Raw genomic sequence first — 19,148 nt, 5'->3', positions numbered from 1 at the left:
GTCCGCCTCCGGGCCGTTCCTCAACCCATCCCGGCCAGCTCGCGCCACTCCGCCTCGGTGAGGGTGCGAAGGCCGAGCTCCGCGGCCTTCTTGGCCTTGGAGCCGGCATCGGCGCCGATCACCACGAGGTCGGTCTTCTTGGAAACGCTCTTCACCACCTTGGCACCCAGCGATTCCGCGCGGGCCTCGGCCTCCTGCCGCGTCATGGTTTCCAGGGAGCCGGTGAAGACGATGCTCTTGCCGGAAAGCGCGCCCTCGGCCACCGTCTCGGCCGGTTGCGGGTGGACCTCCCGCAGCAGGTCGTCCAGGGCCTCCAGGTTGCGGGGCTCGGAGAAGAACTCCACCAGCTCCTGCGCGATGGCCGGGCCGATGCCCTGGATGCCGCCCAGATCCTCCCGTGCCTCGGAGCCCAGGATGCGGGCATCGAGCATGGCCTGGCGCCAGTGTTCCACCGTGCCGTAGTGGCGGGCGAGGAGGCGGGCGTTCTGCGCGCCGATGCGCCGGATGCCCAGGCCGAAGAGGAAGCGTTCCAGGGACGGTTCCCGCCGCGCCTCGATGGCGGCGAGGAGGTTGGTGATCTTCCTGGAATCCTTGCCGGAGCGGCCGCCCCAGCCTTCCCAGCCACGCATCCGCTCTGTGTGGCCCTTGAGGCGGAAGATCCCGGCGGGGGTGTTCACCAGCCCCTCGCGGTGCAGCAGCTCGATGTTCTCGATGCCCAGCCCCTCGATGTCCATCGCGTTGCGCGAGGCGAAGTGGATCAGCCGCTCCACCTGTTGCGCCGGGCAGATCAGGCCACCCGTGCAGCGCTTGATCACCTCGCCCGGCGGCCGCACGGCATGGGAGCCGCAGGCGGGGCAGGTGTCGGGAAAGACGAAGGGCCGACTGTCCGCCGGGCGCTTCTCCGGCACGATGCCGGTGATCTGCGGGATCACGTCGCCGGCGCGCTGCAGGATCACCGTGTCGCCGATGCGGACATCCTTGCGGGCGATCTCGTCCTCGTTGTGCAGGGTGGCGTGCTGCACCATGACGCCGCCGACATTGACCGGCTGCATCACCGCGCGCGGCGTCAGCGCCCCGGTGCGGCCGACCTGGATCTGGATGTCCAGCAGGGTGGTGGTCGCCTGTTCCGCCGGGAACTTCCAGGCGATGGCCCAGCGCGGGGCGCGGCCGACGAAGCCCAGGCGGCTCTGCCAGTCCAGCCGGTCCAGCTTGTACACCACGCCGTCGATGTCATAGGCGAGGCCGGCGCGCTTTTCCGCCAGCTCCGCCTGGAAGGCCCCGGCGGCATGTTCGTCGGGCAGGAGCCGGGAGAGCGGGTTCACCCGGAAACCCCAGCCTTCCAACCGCTTCAGGTACTCGGAATGAGTTTCCGCCACCGGCTCGCTGGACTCGCCCTGGGCATAGGCGAAGAGGCGCAGGGGGCGGCTGGCCGTCACCGCCGGGTCGAGCTGGCGCAGCGAGCCGGCGGCGGCGTTGCGCGGGTTGACGGGAATGCGGATCGCCGGACCCACCGGCTCGCCCGCGGCGCGGCGGGCCTCGCGCTCCTCGTGCAGCCGGGTCTGCTCGGCATGGAAGGCGAGGAAGTCGGGCTTGGTCATGAAGACCTCGCCCCGGATCTCGATGCGGGCGGGATGAGGCGCCGGAAGCTGGCGGGGCAGCTCGTCCAGCGTTTCCAGGTTGCGGGTGATGTCCTCGCCCACCATGCCGTCGCCGCGCGTGGCGCCCCGCACGAAGCGCCCGTCCTCGTAGAGCAGGTTCACCGAAAGCCCGTCGATCTTGGGCTCGCCCACGAAGCGCAGCACCTCCTCGGCCGAAAGGCCCAGGAAGCGGCGGATGCGGGCGGCGAACTCGGCGAATTCCTCCGGGCCGAAGACATTGTCCAGGCTGAGCATCGGCGTGCCGTGCCGGCTCTTGCTGAAGCCTGCCGCCGGGGGCGCGCCGGGCGGCGCCTCGTTCGGGCTGTCTTCCCGCTTCAGGGCAGGGAAACGCTCCTCGATCGCGGTGTTCCGGCGGCGCAGCGCGTCATAGGCCGCGTCCGACATGATCGGTGCGTCCTGCTGGTGGTAGGCGAGGTCGGCCTCGGCGATCTGCCCGGCCAGGCGGGCAAGCTCGGCGCGCGCCTCCTCCTCGTTGAGCGACTCGACGGGACGCGATTCGGTTCGGTCGGACATGGCGGCAGGCCTAGGGCAGATCGGGAAGGAGCGGAAACGGCGGGTGATAGCGGGGTAACGCGGCAGAACGTGTTCGGGCGGGGGGGGGGCGTGGCCCGGGCGGGAGGGCTCCGCCTTCCTCCCGTAAACCCCATCCGCCAGGACCCTGTAGGCCCTGGACCTGGGGTGTTGGCTCCCGCTGCGGCCGGATCGCGCCGGGGAGCATGGCTCTCCGGCGACTGTGGGCGCCACCAGCACGTGAGACGGTGTCCTCTTCCTTCTGGGAGCCCCGCTGGCCCATCTGTCCGCCAGGATCGGGGCCAGGGGACTGGCCTTGCCACCCGCGCCAACGCAAGGCGAGGCCCGGGGACATGCGATGTCCCCGGTGGTGGGGGACCGGGGGAGGCAGCGCCTCCCCCGGGGCCAGCCACGGGCGAGACGCCGCAAGCCGGGGCTATCGCCGGACCGGCTGCGCGCCGAGGGTGAACTTGAAGACCCGGACCGGCTGCACCACGCGCGACGTGCCGCCCTGGAAGGCAGGGAGGCGGTTGAGCTGGGCCGCCGGCAGCCAGAGGTCGCCGGCCTCATCGATCCACATCGCATCCACCCAGAGCAGGCGCGGGTCCTGCACCAGGGTGGTGACGGTGCGGTCCGGCGCGATGCGGAGGATGGCGAGCTTGTCCGTGTCGCTGGCGTAGATGTTGCCGGCGGCGTCGATGGCCGTGCCGCCGGTGGAGCCGGTCTGGGCCCAGGGCTCCACATGGCGGGCACGCTCGCTGTCGGCGATGTTGCGGTCATCCAGGTAGCGGGTGGCGATGCGCGACATCGGGCCGGAGCAGGACTGGTAGTAGAGCCACTGCCCGTCCTGCGACACTTCGACCTGGTCGGCATGGATGAGTACCGGGCGCCCGTCGGGGCCGCGCAGCTCCTGCCCCTCGGCCGTCAGGGGGCGGCGGGCGGTGAGGGAGGGATCGCCCTCCAGCACGCGCCATCCGGCACCGCGGTCCAGGTCCATCACGATGATCGCGGGCTGGCCGGCATCGGTGACATAGGCGAGGCGCGCGTTGAAGCGCACGTCGTCGATGAAGCTGCGCTCGCCGGTCAGCTCGTCCAGCCGGTAGATGCGCTTCGCCTTGTTGGTGGCGAGGTCGATCTGCACCAGCTTGGGGCCGCCGGCCAGGGCGGGCTTGCCGATGCCCGGACTGCCGGTATCGACCACCCAGAGGTCGCCCTCCGGCCCGATGCGCAGCGCGTTGGCGCGGACGAAGGCATTGTTCGGCGCCGCGCCGGGGCGCCAGGCGTTCCAGGCGGCGTCGGGATAGGGGCGGTACTGGCCGTTCACCCATTCGGCCACGCGCGGCCCCTCGGCACCGTCCAACCGGGCGAAGACCACGAAGACGCGCCCGTCCCGGCTGGTGGTGACGCCCTGGATCGGCGTGTCGGATTCCAGCACCGGGGTCAGCCCGTTCTGGATGGGCATGGCGCAGGCGGCCAGAAAGGGAAGGGTCATGCCGGCGGCGAGCAGGCTGCGTCGGTTCATCGCGTCCTCGATCGGAAAGGGGGCGGGACGGGCGCCGCGCGGCCTCGGGATGGGTGGGGACACGGCTTGGACCGGCCCGGCGAGGTGGCGGCAAGGGCCCACAGGCACCGGAGGAGCCGGCGCCATGCCCCAGGGAAGATCGGCCCCGGTCCTATCCCCACGGCGGGGAAAGAGGCCGGGACCGGGTGGTCAGGCGGAGATCCGTGTCAGGCGGCCCCTGCCAGGAGGTCGTCGGCGGCCGCGCGGGCGGCCTCGGTGATGGTCTCGCCCGCCAGCATGCGGGCGATCTCCTCGCGCCGGGCGCCGAGGTCGAGAGGTTCCACGCGGGTTTCGGCCCGGTCGCCGCGCACGCCCTTGGCGACGCGGAGATGGGCGGTGCCACGGGCGGCGACCTGCGGCGAATGGGTCACCACCAGGACCTGGAGCCGGTCCGCAACCCGGGACAGGCGCTCCCCCACCGCGGCGGCGGTGGCGCCGCCGATGCCGCTGTCCACCTCGTCGAAGACCAGGGTGGGCACGGGCGAGCCACGGGCGAGGACGACCTTCAGCGCCAGCATCAGCCGCGACAGCTCGCCGCCCGAGGCGATCTTCGCGAGCTGGCCGGGGGTCTGGCCGGGATTGGTGGAAACGAGGAAGGTGATCCGGTCCACGCCATCGGCGGCCCAGGCGGGTTCCTCGCGCGGGACGAGCTCGATATGCAGCCGAGCGCGGTCGAGCTTGAGGGGGGCGAGCTCGCGCGCCACGGCCTTCTCCAGCTCGCGCGCCGCCTTGGTGCGGGCGGCGGTGAGGTCGGCGGCGGCGGCGATGAAGGCGTTGCGGGCGGCTTCCGCCTCGGCCTCCAGCTTCGCCACGCGGCCGGTCCCGGCATCCAGGGCGCCCAGGCGCTCCTTGAGGCGCAGCAGCAGGCCGGGCAGCTCCACCACCGGCACGGCATGCTTGCGGGCGGCGGCGCGCAGGGCGAAGAGGCGTTCCTCCAGCTGTTCCAGCCGGCGCGGGTCGGGGCCGAAATCGGCGCTCAGGCGTTCCAGCAGGGATTCTGCCTCGGTCAGCGCGTCCTGCGCGGCAGCCAGGGCGGCGAGGGCCGGGGCGGCCTCCTCGTTCGGCGCGGGCAGGCGTTCCAGGGCGCGGGCAGCGTTGCGCAGTGCGGCGGCGGGGCCGCTGCCGCCACGCCGGTCGCGCGGCTGCAACTCGGCTAGGGCGGAGGCGATGGCCTCGGCACGGCGCTCACCCTGCTGCATGTGCTGGCGCTCGCTGGCCAGGGCCTCCTCCTCGCCCTCTTCCGGGGCGAGGTCGGACAGCTCCCCCACGGCGTGGCGCAGCCATTCCTCGTCCCGCTGGGCGGCGGCGATGGCCTCCTGCGCCTCGCGCAGGGCGCGGCTGGCGGATCGCCAGGCGCGGAAGGCGTCCCCCGCCTTGCGGCGGCGCGGCTCCAGCCCGCCGAAGGCATCCAGCAATCCGCCATGGCTGCCAGGGTCGGCGAGGCCCACCTGGTCGTGCTGCCCCTGGACCTCGACGAGCAGGCTACCCAGGCGGCGCAGGAGGCCGACGCCCACCGGCTCCCCGTTGACGAAGGCGCGGGAGCGGCCGTCGGTGTTCACCACGCGGCGGACCACGATCTCCTCCTCGCCCTCCATGCCCTGCTCCGCGAGCATTGCGAAGGCGGGGTGGTCGGGGGCGGGGGCGAAGACGGCGGTGACGCTGGCCTGGGCCTGTCCGGCGCGGACCATGCCGGATTCGGCCCGCTGGCCAAGGGCGAGGCCCAGGCTGTCCAGCAGGATCGACTTGCCGGCGCCGGTCTCGCCGGTCAGCACCGTCAGGCCGGAGCCGAATCGCAGGTCCAGGCGCTCGATGAGCACCACGTCGCGGATCGAGAGGGAGGCGAGCAAGCGGGCTCCGCGGGAGGAGCGGGCCGGGCACGCGAGGCGCCCGGCCCGGAAGGTTCGTGGGAGGTCAGAAGATGGTGTTGAGGGCCCGCCGGAAGAAGCCCGGGCGCTCGTCGCCCGGCGCGGGGGGCGCACCCTCCACCAGCATGGCGTAGCTGTCCTGGTACCAGGGATTGCCCGGGTAATTGTGGCCGAGCACGGAGGCGGTCTTGCGGGCCTCCTCCGTGAGTCCCATCGCCAGATAGATCTCGGTCAGGCGGTGCAGCGCCTCCGGCACATGGTTCGTGGTCTGGTAGTTGTCCACCACGTTGCGGAAGCGGCCGATCGCGGCGGCATAGAGGCCGCGCTGCTGGTAGAAGCGGCCGATCGACATCTCGTGCCCGGCGAGATGGTCGCGGGCGAGGTCGATCTTGAGGCGCGCGTCGCGGGCATAGGGCGTGTTGGGGAAGCGGTTCACCACGTCCTGCAGCGCGGTGATGGCCGTGTTGCTGGAGGTCTGGTCGCGCTGCGCGTCGTTGATCTGTTCGTAGTAGCAGAGGCCGCGCAGATAGTAGGCATAGGCGATGTCGCGATGCGCGGGGTGGAGCTGGATGAAACGGTCCAGCGCCGTCAGCGCCTCGGTATAGCGGTTGCGGGAGTATTCCGCGTAGCCGGTCATCAGCCGGGCATTGGTGGCCCAGGTGGAATAGGGGTGCTCGCGCTCCACCGTCTCGAAGAGTTCCACCGCCTGGGCGGGCTTCTCCTGCTTCAGCGCGTCCATGCCCGCGGCGTAGAGTTCCTCGGGCGTGCCCATGGTGGAGCCGTCCGGCTTGGTGGTCAGGCTGGCGGATTTGCCGTCCCACTGGCCGAGCAGGCCACATCCCGGCAGGAGCAGAGGCAGCAGCAGCAGCGCCCAGTAGGGGGCCCGGCGGGGAGCCCGGCGGGGAGCTCCGTGCGGCGCGCGGCTGGCGCGGCGCGGAAGGGAGCGGCGGAGCGTGGCGATCATGCGCATGGTGGGCGCCCTATAACACGGCTGCGGGGCGCCGGCAGGGGCCGAAAGCACCGTGGATGACGAAGGATGCAGTGGCTCGTTTGCCGATCCTTTCCCGGCACAGGAAGGGGACTGTCCGGGAAGGTGGTGCGGGCCGGGGCGGCCTGGGAAACGCATCCGCGGACGCTGCCGGTGCGCAGAGGGATCGCCCGCCGGGGGATCGGGCGGCCCCTCTGCGCTGCTTCCTCGATGGGGCCAAGGGGAGCGGCTTCGAGGAAGCAAGCCTGACGACGTGCCGACACCTGCCTTTCAACGCCTCCTTCTGCCGGAGGCCGGGGCTCGGGGAGGTTCCGGAGACGGTGACAAGGGGGGGCTGAGAGGTGTTCGGGACCGTACTCGACGGGCTGGGGAGAGGAACGGGCGCCCACTTCTCGCCCGGGCGCGCCTCACCGGGAAAGACCGGAAAGGCGGCCGGGCGTCAGGCGGGGGCGGCGGCCATGGGGAGGCGGGTATTGGCCGCGGCGCTGGCGTTCTCGGACACCTGGGACTCGATGCGCCAGGCGGTCGGATCGGCGAAGAGGGCACGCAGCAGGCGGTTGTTCAGGCTGTGGCCCGACTTGTGGCCGCGGAAGCTGGCCCGTAGCGGGGCGCCGGCCAGGAAGAGGTCGCCCACCACATCCATCATCTTGTGCCGCACGAATTCCTGCGGATGGCGCAGCCCGCCCGGGTTCAGCACCAGCGGGCCGTCCACCACCACGGCATTGGCGAGCGAGCCGCCACGGGCAAGGCCGACGGCACGCAGCCGGGCCACGTCCTCCGCCATGGTGAAGGTGCGGGCATCGGCCAGGACCTCGCGGAAGGAGTCCGGCGTCAGGGGCAGCGAGAGGTCCTGCCGGCCGACAGCCGTGCCCTCGAAGGCGATGGCGAGGGAGATCTCCAGGCCGCGCCGGCTGTTCGGGTGCAGCTCGGCCCAGGCGGAGCCTTCCTCGACACGGATGGGCTTCAGGACCTCGATCGTGTCGCGCGGCGCATAGGGCGCGGAGGCCGTGATGCCGGCGCAGTCGATCAGGAAGACGAAGGGCGCGGCCGAGCCGTCCAGGATCGGGATCTCGGGGGCATCGACCTCGATGACGCAGTCATCCACGCCGCAGCCGGCCAGGGCGGCCAGCACGTGCTCCACCGTGCCGATCCGTGCCTCGCCAGCAGGGGTGAGGCAGGTCAGCGCGGTGCAGAGGCGGGTGTCGGTGACGAGGTCGTAGCGGGCCGGGATGTCCACGCCCAGGTCGGTGCGGCGGAACAGGATCCCCGTCCCCGCCTCGGCCGGGCGCAGCGTGAGGCTGACGCGGTCACCGGAGTGCAGGCCAGTCCCGACGCAGCCGATAGCGGCCTTGAGGGTCTTGCGGGCACCGGTCACGGAAAGGAGGGAACCGTCCATAGAAGTGTTGGAACCTGTTTTCTGCCGACGGCCTTGCTGCCGCCACATCTGGAAACTGGCACCGGGCGCGGGGAAGCGCCATTCAAGCCTTGTTTCTCAATATTTCGCGTTAAGTGGCTGAATTTCTTGAGTTATTGCGCATGAAAAAACCCGCCCGAAATCTTCGGGCGGGTTTCCTGGATTCGCCGGCCGTCCTGCAGGAGCGGCCAATCGGGTGTTCCCGGGCGCCGGGTGGTCCGGCCGTCAGTTGTTCTTCTGACGGCGCAGGAAGGCGGGGATGTCCAGCCCGGTCTCGGCCTGCGGCGGGGCCCGGTGGGCTTCCTCCGTCCGCTGCGGCTGCGGCGCGGGGACAGGAGCCTCGTCCGGCAGGCTGCGCTTCATCAGCCCGGTCGCCTGGCGGAACAGCCGGTTCAGCCCGCCCGGCGCGGCACCGGGGGCCGGGGCGGCGGAGGCTGGCGAGCGCGGCGGAGCCAGCGGGGCGGCCATCGGGCCGCGCAGCACGGGCTCGGCGGTCGGCTGCGGGCCCGGCTCGGCCTCGTGATGGGCTGCGGCCTCGGCGACCGGCGCCTGCGGCTCCGCCTGCCGGTTCACGGCGAGGCGCGGGCCCGGCGTCATGCTGGGCGATACGGCAGTGCGCAGCGAGGGCGGCGTCATCGACACCGGCGCCGGGGCGACGGTGTGGCCCGAGGGCGCGCCCGCAGTGGTCGCGGGGCGGGCGGGCGCGGCGGGGCCGCCGGCCCGCGCCATCGGCGCGCCCGGAGCCGGATGCGCGCCGTGCGGGTTCGAGCCATGCAGGCTCGCGCCGCCCACCGCATGCACCGCACCGCCGCCGATGGCGACCAGCTTCGGCGCCTCGGCCAGGGCTTCCTCGACCTCGGCATCGATGCCCGTCGCCACCACGGAAACACGCAGGCGGCCGTTCATCTCCTCGTCCACCGAGGAGCCGAAGATGATGTTGGCTTCCTCGTCCACTTCCTTGCGGATGCGGTTCGCGGCCTCGTCCACCTCGAACAGGGTCATGTCCCAGCCGCCGGTGATGTTGATCAGCACGCCGCGGGCGCCGCGCATGGAGGTGTCCTCCAGCAGCGGGTTGCTGATCGCGGCTTCGGCCGCCTTCACCGCCCGGTCGTCGCCCTCGGCCTCGCCGGTGCCCATCATGGCCTTGCCCATCTCCGCCATCACGGTGCGGATATCGGCGAAGTCCAGGTTCACCAGGCCGGGGTTGACCATGAGGTCGGTCACGCCGCGCACGCCCATGTAGAGGACGTCGTCGGCCATCTTGAAGGCTTCGGCGAAGGTGGTGCGCTCGTTCGCCTTCCTGAACAGGTTCTGGTTCGGGATGACGATCAGCGTGTCGACATACTGCTGCAGCTCGTCGAGGCCCATATCCGCGGCGCGCTTGCGCTTGGGCCCCTCGAAGTCGAAGGGCTTGGTCACCACGCCGACGGTCAGCACGCCGCGCTCACGCGCCATGCGTGCGATCACCGGTGCCGCGCCCGTGCCGGTGCCACCGCCCATACCGGCGGTGATGAAGACCATGTGCACGCCTTCGAGGTGGCGCGCGAGATCCTCGGTTGCTTCCTCCGCCGCGGCACGGCCGATCTCGGGCTTGGCGCCTGCGCCCAGGCCCTGTGTCAGGTGCGGACCCAGCTGCACGCGCCGCTCCGCACGGCTGTTCAGCAGCGCCTGCGCGTCGGTGTTGGTCACCAGGAACTCGACCCCATCGAGTCCCATGGCGATCATGTTGTTGACGGCATTGCAGCCCGCACCGCCGACGCCGACCACGGTGATCCGCGGCGAGAAATCGGTGTGTTGCTGACGAGGCATCGTCAGGTTGAGAGTCATCGGCGTAGCCCCCCTTGGCAACGCATGAATCCGGACGTGAATCCGGAAAAGAACTGTCCCCGCCGGCAGTTTGCCTCAGACACGATCCCTTAGCCAGTTCACGAAGCGCGCAAATTTGCTGCGTGGCACGATTCCGCCCATGTCGAGGTCGAGCGTCGGGCGGCCTTCGCCCGCACCCCATGAGAGAAGCCCGAGCGTTGTCGCGAAATCGGGAGTTTGCATATTTTCTGGCAGCCCGCGCACCGGATGCGGCTTCGCGAGACGCACCTGCCGGTCGAGGATTCGCGCCGCGAGCTCGCGCACGCCGACGATCTGGCTGGCGCCGCCGGTGAGCACGACGCGCGAGCCGGTCTCCGGCCCGAGGCCCGCCGCCTCGATGCGGTCGCGCACCAGCTCCAGTGTCTCCTCCAGGCGCGGGCGCACGATGTTCATCACCATGGCACGCGGCACGCGGGCGATGTGGTCGTCGTCCTCGCCCACCTGCGGGATGACCAGCATCTCCTTCTCGTCCTCGGCGGTGGCGGTGACGCCGCCATACAGGGTCTTGATGCGTTCCGCCTGAGCGATCGGCGTGGCGAGGCCGCGCGCCAGGTCGTTGGTCACCTGCCAGCCGCCGACCGGGACGTGCGCGGTGTAGAGCAGGTGGTGATCCTGGATCACCGAGAGGCTGGTGCAGCCGCCCCCCATGTCCACCACCGTGGCGCCGAGTTCCTTCTCGTCCTCCACCAGCACGGCCAGCGCGGCGGCGAAGGGGGCGGAAACCAGCTCCTCGATCTCCAGGTCCAGCGCGGCGAGGGTGGCGCCGAGGTTGCGCAGCGAGGCGGATGAGGCGCTGACGAGATGCAGCTTCGCACCCAGCACGTCGCAGGTCATCTTGCGTGGATCGTCCACGCCGGGCGTCGCGTCGATGGTGAAGCCGAGCGGGATGGCGTGCACGCTCTCGCGCCCTTCCTCCGCGGCGCGGCGGCGGCCGTCATAGAGCAGGGCGCGCAGGTCGGCCTCGGTGACGGCGCGGCCGCCGATCGTCCAGTGCAGGTTCTGCACCCGGCTTTCCGGCTGGCCGCAGGACAGGTTGCAGATGACGCCCGAGAGCTTGTGGTCGGCCATCTCCTCCGCCGCCGCCACCGCGTCGCGCACCGCACGCTCGGCCTCGGCGAGATCGACGACGTTGCCGCCCTTCATGCCGCCGGCGCGCTTCCAGCCATGGCCCAGCACGCGCGGCAGGCCGTCGGCATCGACGCGCGCGATCATGCAGGCGGTCTTGGTGCTGCCGATGTCGAGCACGCCATAGATGCCCGAGCGCGCGCGTGGCCGGCGGCGCGGCCGGGCGACGGGTTCGAGCTGGGGCGGGATGCGCGTCAGTTCGTTCACCCTTTGCCGCTCCCGCGCCTGGCCTCGGCGGGCGGGGCCGGGGCGTTCGCTTGGCGCACCACCAGCCGGTCGGGCAGGCGCATATCCACCGAGACGAGCGGGCGGTCGAGCAGGGCGTTGCGCTTCTGCAGTTCCGCGAGGCGGCGGATCGCGGCCTTTTCCTCGCCCTCCGGCAGCAACACGTCCATGCCGTTGGAAAGATGCAGGTTCCAGCGCCGCTCGCCGACGCGCACCAGCGCCTGGGTGCGGGCCAGCACGTCGGGGGCCTCGCGAAGCTGGTCATAGAGGGCGGCGGCGTATTTCTCCGCGCCGGCGCCGACGATCAGCGGCAGCGGGCCGAAGGCGTCCAGCCGGTCCGTCGCCACCACCTTGCCGGAACGGTCCACCACCGAGAAGCGGCCCTGGTTCTGCCAGATGGCGAAGGGGCGGCGCTCGCTCACGCGCACCACCACCGTGCCGGGCAGGCGGCGCTCCACCTCGGCCTGTGCGATCCAGGGCAGGGCCTCCAGCGCCTGGCGCGCGGCATCGGGGGAAAAGGCGAGCGTCGGGTCGCCGGTCTTCACCCCGAGCGCGGCGCGGATGCGCGGCTCGGGCATGTTCTCCGCGCCCTCGATCCGGATCTCGGTAATCTTCAGCCCCGCGTCGCGCGCGGCGGAGGTGAAGCCGCTGCCGAACTGCAGCAGCCCGCCGGCGGGCGCGAAGGCGGAGACGCCCATCACCACCACGCCGAGCAGCGCCACGGCGATGCCGGCGCGCAGCGCCGGGCGGACCAGCCCGCGCCGGCGCCGCAGCCAGAGGCGCAGGCCGGAGGGGCGCTGCGGCTCACGCGGCATGGCGCAGCCCGCCAGGGGGAACCCTACTCGGAGGCATCCCGTCGTGGCGGGCCTGGGAGACGATCCAGTCGCAGAGCTCGGGGAAGGCGATGCCGAGATGCGCCGCCTGTTCCGGCACTAGCGAGGTGGGCGTCATGCCGGGCTGAGTGTTGACCTCCAGCAGAACGAGGCGGCCCTCGCCCTCTCCGGTGTCGTCGTAGCGGAAGTCGGAGCGCGAGACGCCGCGGCAGCCGAGCGCCCGGTGGGCGTCCAGCGCCACCTCCAGCGCCCGGGCGCGGATCGCCGGCGGCACCGGGGCGGGCAGCGTGTGGCGGGAGCCGCCATCGGCGTACTTGGAGTCGTAGTCGTAAAACTCGCCGGCCTCGGCGTTGATCTCGGTGACTTCCAGCGCGCGGTCGCCCATCACCGCGACGGTCAGCTCGCGGCCGGGGATATAGGGCTCGGCCATGATGGTGCCGTAGCGCCAGGTCCGGGCGATCTCGGCGCGGCGGTTGTCGCCGCCCTTGATGATGTGCACGCCGACCGAGGAGCCTTCCTCCACCGGCTTGATGACATAGGGCGTGGGGAGGGGATCGGCCTCCTCCAGCTCCGCCGCCTCGATCAGCCGGTGCGGCGCCACGGGCAGGCCGGCGGCGGTGAAGGCGGCCTTGGCGGTGGCCTTGTTCATCGCCATCGCCGAGGCGCGTACCCCCGAATGCGTGTAGGGGATGCCGAGCCAGTCCAGGATGCCCTGGACGCAGCCATCCTCGCCGAAGCGCCCGTGCAGGGCGTTGAACACCACATCGGGCTTCGCGTCCCGCAGCGCCTGGATCAGCGCGGCGGGGTCCTGGCCCACCTCGATGCGGGTGACCTCGTGCCCCGCCTTTTCCAGCGCGGCGGCGCATTGCGTGCCGGAGGACAAAGAGACCTCCCGCTCCGCCGAAATTCCCCCCAGAAGGACGGCGACGCGTGTCATTGAGCGAACTCCCCCATTCGCTTGATCTCCCATTCCAGCCCCACGCCGGAATGGGCCAGGACCCGGGCACGCACCATCTCGCCCAGTTCCTCGATCTCGGCGGCGGTGGCGCCGCCGAGGTTCAGCAGGAAATTGCAGTGCTTCTCGCTGACCTGCGCCGCCCCATGGCGCAGGCCGCGGCAGCCGGCCGCATCGATCAGCGCCCAGGCTTTGTGCCCCGGCGGGTTCTTGAAGGTGCTGCCCCCGGTGCGGGCGCGCACGGGCTGGCTGGCCTCGCGGCTCTCGCGGATCTCCCCCATGCGGGTGGCAATAGCAGACCGGTCGCCGGGCGTGGCGTGGAATCGTGCGCGCGTGACGACCGCGCCGGGCGGCAGGGCGGCGCGGCGATAGCGAAAGCCGAGTTCCGTCGCGGGCAGGCGCCGCAGCCCTTCCGGCGTCGCGATCTCTGCCCAGTCCAGCACGTCCTTCACCTCGGCCCCATAGGCGCCGGCATTCATCGCCACGGCGCCGCCGACACTGCCCGGGATGCCGCAAAGGAATTCGAGGCCCGCGAGCCCGGCGGCGGCGGCGTGTTCCGCCAGGGTCACGTCCAGCACCGCGGCGCCGGCCACGATCCCGTCCGCCTGCACCACCACCTCGGAAAACCCGCGGGCGAGGCGCAGCACCACGCCGCGCAGCCCGCCGTCGCGCAGGATCAGGTTGGAGGCGGCGCCGATCGCGGCCAGCGGCACCCCGGCGGGCTTGGCGCGCAGCAGGGCGAGAAGGTCCTCCGCATCCGCCGGGCGAACCAGGAACTCCGCCGGGCCGCCGACGCGGAACCAGCTCTGCGGGCCCAGCACCGCCCCCGCCTGCACGCGGCCGCGCAGCCCCGCCAGCCAGTCCGGCAGGGGGGCGGCGTGTTCCGGCGGGGCGGGGGCGGCGGCGCTCATCGCGGGTCCGGGTGCCGGTTCAGGGCGCGCTGGCGATGGCGCGGCGGGAAGGCGCGCCAAAGGCGTCGCGCGGGCCGGAGCGGGCCTGTAGCTCGGCGAGCTGCTCCGGCAGGGCATGGGCCCAGCCGGTGATGTTGCCGGCGCCGAGGCAGACCACGTAGTCGCCGGGGCGGGCGATGGCATGCACCATCTCGGCCAGGGAGTCCGGGCCGGGCAGGGGGACGACGCTGCGATGGCCATGGGCGCGCAGCCCCTCCACCAGCGCGTCCTTGTCCACGCCCTCGATCGGTGCCTCGCCGGCCGCGTAGACGTCGGCCACGATCACCGTGCCGGCGTCGTTCATGCACTTGCAGAATTCCTCGAAGAGCATCTGCAGGCGGGAATAGCGGTGCGGCTGGACCACCGCGACCACGTCGCGGGCGCCGGCCTGGCGGGCGGCCTTCAGCACCGCCGCGATCTCCACCGGGTGGTGGCCGTAGTCGTCGATGACGGTGATGCCGCCGGCGTCGCCGACGCGGGTGAAGCGGCGCTTGACGCCCTTGAAGCCCACCAGCGCGGTGCGGATCGTCTCCTCCGGCACCTCCATCTCCACGCCGACGGCGATGGCGGCGAGCGCGTTCTGGACATTGTGCTGGCCCAGCATCGGCAGGCGGAAGGGCTTGAGGTGGCGGGTCCGCTTGTTCAGCCGGTCCTGCACCACGACCTCGAAGGTGGCGCCCATGCGGTCGGTGATCACGCGCTCGGCCCGCACATCGGCCTGGGGCGAGAAGCCGTAGGTGACGATGCGGCGGTCGGACAGACGCGGGATCATCGCCTGCACCCCCGGATGGTCGGCGCAGAGGACCGCGAAGCCGTAGAAGGGGATGTTGCCCACGAATTGGGCATAGCCTTCCTTCATCGCCTCGGCGGTGCCCCAGTGGTCCAGGTGCTCCGGGTCCATGTTGGTGACCACGGCGACCACGGCGGGCAGCTTGAGGAAGGAGCCGTCGCTCTCGTCGGCCTCCACCACCATCCAGTCGCCCTCGCCCAGGCGGGTGTTGTTGCCATAGGCGTTGATGATGCCGCCGTTGATCACGGTCGGGTCGAGGCGCGCGGCCTCCAGCACCGTGGCGACCAGCGAGGTGGTGGTGGTCTTGCCGTGCGTGCCGCCGATGGCGATGGACCATTTCAGGCGCATCAGCTCGGCCAGCATCTCGGCCCGGCGGACGACCGGGATCATGCGCTCTCGCGCCGCCTGGAGCTCCGGGTTGTCGCGCTTGATGGCGGAGGAGACGACGACCACGGCGGCCTCGCCCAGATTGGCGGCGTCATGGCCGATATGGACCTGCATCCCGGCCTCGCGCAGCCGGGCGATGTTGTAGCCTTCCGCCACGTCGGAGCCCTGGACGTGGTATCCGAGGTTGTGCAGCACCTGGGCGATGCCCGACATGCCGATGCCGCCGATGCCGACGAAATGAATGGGGCCGATATTGAGCGGCAGGGCGCGCATAGGGCGGGCTCCCTCTCAGCGGGTCGTGTGCGAATGCGCCAGGGCCTGCACGCGGTCGGCGAGCAGGGCGGCGGCATCGGGGCGGGCGAGCCCGGCCGCGGCGGCGGCGGCCGGAATGAGGCGGGTAGGGTCTTCCAGCCGGGCGGTCAACGCCGAAGCGAGCGCCGCGGGCGTGAAACCGTCCGGATTCCCGGACTGGTTTCCCGCCTGCAACATCACCTCGGCAGCGCCGGAGGCCGCCATGGCGCGGGCATTGGCGCTCTGGTGGTCGTCGATGGCGCCGGGGAGCGGGACCAGGATGGCGGGGCGGCCGGCACAGGCCAGTTCCGCCACTGAGGAGGCGCCGGCGCGGGAGATCACCAGATGCGCGTTCCGGTACAGGGCCGCGACATCGGGGAAGAAGGGCGCGAGTTCCGCCGCCACCCCGGCCGCGGCATAGGCATCGCGGGTGCGCTCCAGATCCTCGGCCCGGCATTGCTGCGTGACGCGCAGCCGGGCGCGTTGCCCGGGTGCGAGGCGGGCGATGGCCTCGGGCACCACATCGGCGAAGACCCGGGCGCCCAGGCTGCCGCCCAGGACCAGCAGGTGGAAAGGCGCGCCGGCGGCGGGGGACAGGAAGCCCTGCCCGGCCAGGGCGCGCAGGGCCGGGCGGACAGGGTTGCCGACCACCTCGGTGGCCACGCCCTCCGGGATGCGGGCGGTGTCCTCGAAGACCAGGGCCAGCAGGTCCGCGCCGCGCGACAGGAAACGGTTGGCCCGGCCCAGCACGGCGTTCTGCTCGTGCAGCACCACCACGGGGCGGCGGGCGGCGGGCAGCAGCCGGGCGGCCAGGATGGGCGGCACGGAGGGATAGCCGCCGAAGCCGACCACCGCCGCCGGGTTCAGCGTGGCCAGCAGTTGCCGGGCCTGGATCGTGCCGCGCGCCAGGGCCAGCGCCCCGGCGGCGGCGCGCCGCGCCCCGCGCCCGGCCAGCCCGGCGCCGGGCAGGATGAAGCGGTCCATCCCCTCGAAGCGGGTGCCGCCCTTCTCCATCAGCGCGCCGGAGCGGGCATCGGTCATCAGCACCACGCGCTCGCCGCGCGCGGCCAGTTCGGCAGCCAGGGCTTCGGCCGGGAAGACGTGGCCGCCGGTGCCCCCGGCGGCGACGACGAAGCTGCGGACGGCCGGACCCCTCACAGGGCCTCCTCCATCGCCCGGCCGCTGCGGCGGCGGGTGAGCGCCAGCAGGAAGCCCAGCCCCAGCGCGATGGCGAGCGAGGATGAGCCGCCATAGGAGACGAAGGGCAGGGTCATGCCCTTGGTCGGGATCAGGTGCAGGGTGGAGCCCATGTTGATGAAGGCCTGCAGCCCGAACTGGGTCAGCAGCCCGGTCGCGGCCAGGATGACGAAGAGGTCGGTTTCCGCCAGCAGGCGCAGCATCCCGCGCACCACGATGAACATGAAGACCGCGATCAGCAGGGCACAGACGATCATGCCGAACTCCTCGCCCATCACGGCGAAGACGAAGTCGGCATGGGCATCGGGCAGCACGTTCTTGATGCGGCCCTCGCCGGGGCCGGTGCCCATCAGCCCGCCGTTGCCGAAGGCCTCCAGCGCCACGTTCACCTGGTAGTTGTCGCCGGTGGAGGGGTCGAGGAAGCGTTCCACGCGGGAGCGCACATGCGGCAGGGTCAGGTAGGCGCCGACGCCGCCCAGCACGCCGAGCCCGCCCAGCGCGCCGACCAGCAGCACCGGCAGGCCGGCGATGAAGAGCTGCGTGAAGAAGACCGAGGTCACCACCAGCAGCATGCCGATATCCGGCTGGCTCTTGAGCAGGAAGGCGATCATCACCCAGCAGCCGCCGGCGATCAGCCAGCCGGCCCAGCGGGAAACGGGGCCGGGGCCGCGCACCTCCGCCAGCAGCCAGGCGGCGACGATGGCGAAGCAGGGCTTGAGGAATTCCGAGGGCTGCAGCGACAGGCCGGGGATCGGCAGCCAGCGGCGGCCACCCTTGATCTCCACGCCCACCACGAGGGTCGCGGCGGTGAGCGCGAGGCCGATGCCGAAGCCCAGGATGGCCAGTCGCCGCACCTGCCGGGGCGAGAGCAGGGAAACCATGATCATCAGAGCGATGGAGAGGGCGAGGTAGCCCACCTGCCGCCAGATGAAGAAGTCGCGCGAGGAGGCGCCGATGCGCTCCGCCACCGCCGGGGAGGCGGCCAGCATCATCACGTAGCCGAAGCCCACCAGGATGAAGATGGCGGCCAGCGTCCAGCGGTCCACCGTCCACCACCAGCGTCCCAGGACCGAGGAATCCGCGCGCGAGAAGGACATGCGTCAGGCCGCCTTTTCCAGGGATTGCACCAGGGTGCGGAAGTGCTCGCCACGCGCCTCGAAGCCGCTGTACTGGTCGAAGGAGGCGGCGGCGGGGCTCAGCAGGACCACCGGCGCGCCCAGGCGTTGCGCGGCGGCGCGGGCGGCGGGCAGGGCGGCCTCCAGCGTGCCGGCGGTCTCGTGCGGCACGCCATGGGCGGCGAGGGTGGCGGCGAATTCCCCGGCGCAGCGGCCGATCAGCACGGCATGGGCAACATGCGGGAAGAGGGAGGCCAGGGGTTCGATCCCGCCTTCCTTGGGCACGCCGCCGGCGATCCAGACCACGCGAGGGTAGGTGCCGAGCGCCCAGGCGGTGCTGTCGGCATTGGTGGCCTTGCTGTCGTTGACGTAGAGGACGCCGCCCCGCTCCGCCACGCGCTCCTGCCGGTGCGGCAGGCCGGGATAGCTCCGCAGCCCCTCCGCCAGCTGCGCCCGGGTGATGCCGAGGGCGAGCGCCAGGGCGGCGGCGGCGGCGGCGTTCTGGGCGTTGTGCGTGCCCGGCAGGGCGGCGGCCTCGCCGAGATCGAGGATCGGGCCAGCATCGTCGCGCAGCAGGCGCCCCTCGGCCCAGACGCCGCCGGGCTGCGGCGTGGTGCCGGAGATGGGCATCAGCCGGTTGCGGATGCGCGGGGCCAGGGCGCGGGAGGCCGCGTCGTCCATCCCCAGGACCGAGACCCGGTTGCCGGCGAGGATGTGGGCCTTGGCGTCGGTGTAGCCCGGCATGCCGCCATGGCGGTCCAGGTGGTCGGGGCTCAGGTTGAGCATCGCCCCCAGGTCGAAGTGGAGCGCGTCCAGCCGCTCCAGCATGTAGGACGACATTTCCAGCACATAGGCGCCGCGGGCCAGCAGGGGCAGGGCGGTGGCGGCGGGGCCGAGATTGGCGCCGGCGGCCACCGGCATCCCGGCGCCCTTCAGGATGTGGCGCAGCAGGGCGGTGGTGGTGGACTTGCCGTTGGTGCCGGTGATGCCGACGAACTGCGCCTTGGAGCCGGCGGCGCGGGCGGCGAGGAAGAGGAACTCCGCGTCGCAGAGGATCGGCGCCCCCGCCGCCAGTGCCCGGGCCGCGGCCGGGTGGGTGCGCGGCAGCCGGTGCGGGATGCCGGGGGAGAGCAGCAGCGTGTCCTGGGCGAAGGGCGCGGCGGTCACGTCCGCCACGGTGAAGCCGGCGGCCTCGGCGGCCTCGCGCTGCGCTTGGCTGTCGTCCCAGACCACGATTTCCGCGCCCCAGTCCCGCAGCCGGTAGGCGGCGGGCAGGCCGGCCTTGCCCAGCCCGACCACCGCGATGTGGCGGTTGGCGAAGGGCTTGAAGTCATAGCCCTCCGGCAGCGTGTCGGAGGCGCGCCGCGGCGGCTCCCGGCCGCGGGAGATGTCGGGCGAGGTGAGGTCGCGGGCCATGG

The 19,148-nt window shown here is 72.2% G+C and carries 14 protein-coding genes; all 14 read right to left on the bottom strand.

Annotated features, from left to right (window positions below; genetic code table 11):
• Window positions 1-20: 20 nt before the first annotated feature.
• Entirely contained in the window at window positions 21-2,171 is a 2,151-nt protein-coding gene (gene ligA, locus BT98_RS0109465) for an NAD-dependent DNA ligase LigA (protein ID WP_019459424.1), read from the bottom strand.
• 433 nt (window positions 2,172-2,604) lie between these two features.
• Complete coding sequence (locus BT98_RS0109460) at window positions 2,605-3,690, bottom strand: L-dopachrome tautomerase-related protein (RefSeq protein ID WP_019459423.1); 1,086 nt, start codon at window positions 3,688-3,690, stop codon at window positions 2,605-2,607.
• Between the two features lie 206 nt (window positions 3,691-3,896).
• A complete protein-coding gene (recN, locus tag BT98_RS0109455) occupies window positions 3,897-5,576 on the bottom strand; it encodes a DNA repair protein RecN (RefSeq protein ID WP_019459422.1) in 1,680 nt (559 codons plus the stop codon).
• Between the two features lie 64 nt (window positions 5,577-5,640).
• Window positions 5,641-6,564 carry an outer membrane protein assembly factor BamD gene (locus tag BT98_RS0109450; RefSeq protein ID WP_019459421.1) on the bottom strand — a complete coding sequence of 308 codons (924 nt, stop codon included), beginning with the start codon at window positions 6,562-6,564 and terminating at the stop codon, window positions 5,641-5,643.
• 457 nt (window positions 6,565-7,021) lie between these two features.
• The gene (gene lpxC / locus BT98_RS0109445; protein ID WP_019459420.1) at window positions 7,022-7,978 is read right to left on the bottom strand and encodes a UDP-3-O-acyl-N-acetylglucosamine deacetylase; all 957 of its coding nucleotides are present in this window, start codon (window positions 7,976-7,978) and stop codon (window positions 7,022-7,024) included.
• Window positions 7,979-8,221: 243 nt separating this feature from the next.
• The gene (gene ftsZ, locus BT98_RS0109440; RefSeq protein WP_019459419.1) at window positions 8,222-9,823 is read right to left on the bottom strand and encodes a cell division protein FtsZ; all 1,602 of its coding nucleotides are present in this window, start codon (window positions 9,821-9,823) and stop codon (window positions 8,222-8,224) included.
• Window positions 9,824-9,898: 75 nt separating this feature from the next.
• Window positions 9,899-11,194, bottom strand: a complete 1,296-nt coding sequence (ftsA, locus tag BT98_RS0109435) for a cell division protein FtsA (protein ID WP_027297200.1) — start codon at window positions 11,192-11,194, stop codon at window positions 9,899-9,901.
• Entirely contained in the window at window positions 11,191-12,027 is an 837-nt protein-coding gene (locus BT98_RS23885; protein WP_019459417.1) for a cell division protein FtsQ/DivIB, read from the bottom strand. The genes ftsA and BT98_RS23885 overlap by 4 nt, the downstream gene beginning before the upstream one ends.
• Entirely contained in the window at window positions 12,017-12,982 is a 966-nt protein-coding gene (locus tag BT98_RS23880; RefSeq protein WP_051004718.1) for a D-alanine--D-alanine ligase, read from the bottom strand. Before BT98_RS23880 ends, BT98_RS23885 begins: the two co-directional genes overlap by 11 nt.
• A complete protein-coding gene (gene murB / locus BT98_RS0109420) occupies window positions 12,979-13,911 on the bottom strand; it encodes a UDP-N-acetylmuramate dehydrogenase (RefSeq protein WP_019459415.1) in 933 nt (310 codons plus the stop codon). Before murB ends, BT98_RS23880 begins: the two co-directional genes overlap by 4 nt.
• Window positions 13,912-13,930: 19 nt before the next feature.
• Window positions 13,931-15,400 (bottom strand): UDP-N-acetylmuramate--L-alanine ligase, encoded by a 1,470-nt coding sequence (murC, locus tag BT98_RS0109415; protein WP_019459414.1) that lies wholly within the window; start codon window positions 15,398-15,400, stop codon window positions 13,931-13,933.
• Between the two features lie 15 nt (window positions 15,401-15,415).
• The gene (locus tag BT98_RS0109410; RefSeq protein WP_019459413.1) at window positions 15,416-16,576 is read right to left on the bottom strand and encodes a UDP-N-acetylglucosamine--N-acetylmuramyl-(pentapeptide) pyrophosphoryl-undecaprenol N-acetylglucosamine transferase; all 1,161 of its coding nucleotides are present in this window, start codon (window positions 16,574-16,576) and stop codon (window positions 15,416-15,418) included.
• A complete protein-coding gene (locus BT98_RS0109405) occupies window positions 16,573-17,712 on the bottom strand; it encodes an FtsW/RodA/SpoVE family cell cycle protein (RefSeq protein ID WP_019459412.1) in 1,140 nt (379 codons plus the stop codon). The genes BT98_RS0109410 and BT98_RS0109405 overlap by 4 nt, the downstream gene beginning before the upstream one ends.
• Window positions 17,713-17,715: 3 nt before the next feature.
• Window positions 17,716-19,146 (bottom strand): UDP-N-acetylmuramoyl-L-alanine--D-glutamate ligase, encoded by a 1,431-nt coding sequence (gene murD / locus BT98_RS0109400; RefSeq protein WP_019459411.1) that lies wholly within the window; start codon window positions 19,144-19,146, stop codon window positions 17,716-17,718.
• Window positions 19,147-19,148 lie beyond the last annotated feature (2 nt).

This window comes from Roseomonas mucosa ATCC BAA-692, from assembly GCF_000622225.1.
Classification (GTDB): Bacteria; Pseudomonadota; Alphaproteobacteria; order Acetobacterales; family Acetobacteraceae; genus Roseomonas; species Roseomonas mucosa.
This window is presented reverse-complemented; position numbering and strand designations above follow the sequence as displayed.

Coding starts and splice junctions, on each gene's coding strand:
- ftsZ (WP_019459419.1), bottom strand. CDS start 9,823: ATGACTCTCAACCTGACGATGCCTCGTCAGCAACACACCGATTTCTCG.
- BT98_RS0109405 (WP_019459412.1), bottom strand. CDS start 17,712: ATGTCCTTCTCGCGCGCGGATTCCTCGGTCCTGGGACGCTGGTGGTGG.
- BT98_RS0109460 (WP_019459423.1), bottom strand. CDS start 3,690: ATGAACCGACGCAGCCTGCTCGCCGCCGGCATGACCCTTCCCTTTCTG.
- lpxC (WP_019459420.1), bottom strand. CDS start 7,978: ATGGACGGTTCCCTCCTTTCCGTGACCGGTGCCCGCAAGACCCTCAAG.
- ligA (WP_019459424.1), bottom strand. CDS start 2,171: ATGTCCGACCGAACCGAATCGCGTCCCGTCGAGTCGCTCAACGAGGAG.
- BT98_RS23880 (WP_051004718.1), bottom strand. CDS start 12,982: ATGACACGCGTCGCCGTCCTTCTGGGGGGAATTTCGGCGGAGCGGGAG.
- BT98_RS23885 (WP_019459417.1), bottom strand. CDS start 12,027: ATGCCGCGTGAGCCGCAGCGCCCCTCCGGCCTGCGCCTCTGGCTGCGG.
- BT98_RS0109450 (WP_019459421.1), bottom strand. CDS start 6,564: ATGCGCATGATCGCCACGCTCCGCCGCTCCCTTCCGCGCCGCGCCAGC.
- murC (WP_019459414.1), bottom strand. CDS start 15,400: ATGCGCGCCCTGCCGCTCAATATCGGCCCCATTCATTTCGTCGGCATC.
- murB (WP_019459415.1), bottom strand. CDS start 13,911: ATGAGCGCCGCCGCCCCCGCCCCGCCGGAACACGCCGCCCCCCTGCCG.
- murD (WP_019459411.1), bottom strand. CDS start 19,146: ATGGCCCGCGACCTCACCTCGCCCGACATCTCCCGCGGCCGGGAGCCG.